Below are 2,088 nucleotides of genomic sequence, written 5' to 3'. Positions count from 1 at the left end.
GAACTGCCGCTCGGCGGCGGGGCTGAACTGCCGCTCGGCGGCGGGCGGGTGATGCCCTCGCCGCTCACGATCGGCAAGCTCGCCGCCTTCGCCGCGATCCGTCCCGGCGAGCGCGTTCTCGTGATCGGCGCGAACACCGGCTACGGCGCGGCGGTGCTCGCCTCCTGCGGCGGCACGGTGTTCGCCCTCGAACCCGATGCCGAGCTGCGGGCGCTCGCCGCGGCGGCGCTCGCCGCCGAAGCGCCGGAGGTGCGGTTGCTCGCGGGGCGGCTGCGCGATGGCGCGCCGCAGCACGCACCGTTCGACCTGATCGTGATCGAAGGCTTGATCGAGGCGCTGCCCGCCGCCCTGTCCAGCCAGCTGACCCCGGCCGGCCGGGTGATCGCCATCGTGCGTCAGCGTGGCGTCGGGCGGATCGTTCGCGCCGAACGCAGCGGCGCGGGCCTCGCGCAGCATGTGCTGGCGGATTGTCAGGTCAGCAAGCTGCCCGGATTTGATCCCGAGCCGGCGTTCGTGTTCTGATGATGTGCCACCACCGCCCCGTCAGCGCGAACCTCCATCATCGTTTCTCAATGCTTGCACAAGGATGATCATGCGTCGTCGAATGACTGCCCTTTGCGCGCTGGTGCCGGTGGGGCTTTGGCTGGCTCAGCCCCTGGCGCTCGCCGCACCCAACGCCCGGCCCAACGCCCGGCCCAACGCCCGGCCAAGCACCCTGACCGAGGCGCTGGCCGAGGCCTATGCCAACAACCCGACCCTGCAGGAACAGCGCGCCAATCTCCGCGCGACCGATGAAACCGTCCCCGCCGCTTTGGCCGGCTGGCGCCCGACCATCGAATTGCAGGGCACCGCCGGGCGGATCACCGGCAGCAGCACCGAACAGGTGCCCTCGACCATTGCACCGGGCATCACCCAGATCAACCACGTCACGCTGCCGCAGACCCGCAACGAGATGATCGGGCAGGTGACCGTGACCGAGCCGCTCTACAGCGGCGGCGCCACCGTGGCGAAGACCCATGAGGCGAAAAACAGCGTCTATGCCGCCCGCGCGCAATTGCTCTCGACCGAACAAAGCGTGTTCAGCAAGGTGGTGCAGGCCTATGTGACGGTGATCACCGATCGGCAGTTGCTCGCGCTCGACATCAACAACCGCCGGGTGCTGCGCCAGCAGCTGCGCGCGGTGGAGGATCAGTTCAAGGTCGGCGAAATCACCGAAACCTCGGTCGCCCAGGCCAAGGCCTCGCTCGCCGGCGCGCAGGAGCAGGTCGAGGTGGCGAACGGCAATCTGCACATCGCCAACGCGACCTTCCGCCAGCTGGTCGGGGCCGATCCGGCGGCGGCGCTGGTGCCGCCGCAACCGCTGGCTCTGCCGATCAAGGGGCGCGACGATCTGGTGCGCCAGGCGATGATCAACAACCCCGACGTGGTCGCCGCCCTGTTCACCCAGAGCGCCGATCACGACGCCGTCGATGTCGCGATCGCAGCACTGGCGCCGCAGCTTTCGGTCTCGGCCTCGGCGTTCAACCAGAACAATCCGAGCGGCCCGAACACCACCGCCAACGGCGGGCAGGTATTGGCCAATCTGACCGTGCCGCTGTATCAGGGCGGCTCGGAATACGCCGCGATCCGTCAGGCGCGCGACAAGGTGCAATTCGCCGACGCCGGCGTGATCGACGCGCGGCGCACCGCGGTGCAATCGGCGACCCAGGCCTGGGAAGGGCTGATCGCCTCGAAGGCGGCGGTGCGCAGCACGCAGGAGCAGATCCGGTCGGACGCGATCGCGCTCGACGGCACCGAACGCCAGGAAATCGTCGGCACGCGTGACACGCTGGACGTGCTGAACGCCCAGCAGCTCCTGTTCAACGCCCAGACCACGCAGATCCAGAACATCGCCAATGTGGTCGATGAATCCTACGCGATCGCCGCGGCGATCGGGCGGCTGACCGCGACCGATCTGGCCCTGCCGGTCACGCATTACGACGATCTGAAATATTACGATCAGGTCAAGGACGCCTTGTTCGGCAATGGCAACGAAGCTTACGCGCGGGCGGGGATCAGTCCTGACGGCACGCTTCTGAACCAACCACC

The 2,088-nt window shown here is 68.3% G+C and carries 2 protein-coding genes; both read left to right on the top strand.

The genetic code is table 11. The features are described 5' to 3' along the window. Window positions 1-522 (top strand): protein-L-isoaspartate O-methyltransferase family protein (locus ACP5E6_RS13875; protein WP_427954910.1); only part of this gene is annotated, 522 nt, incomplete at its 5' end. A gap of 70 nt (window positions 523-592) precedes the next feature. Beyond that, the coding region (locus ACP5E6_RS13870) for a TolC family outer membrane protein (RefSeq protein ID WP_427954909.1) at window positions 593-2,088 on the top strand (1,496 nt) is incomplete at its 3' end.

The organism is Acidiphilium sp., assembly GCF_049977125.1.
Taxonomy (GTDB): Bacteria; Pseudomonadota; Alphaproteobacteria; order Acetobacterales; family Acetobacteraceae; genus Acidiphilium.
Note: the sequence above shows the minus strand (reverse complement) of the source record. Positions and strands in the feature narration are given on the sequence as shown.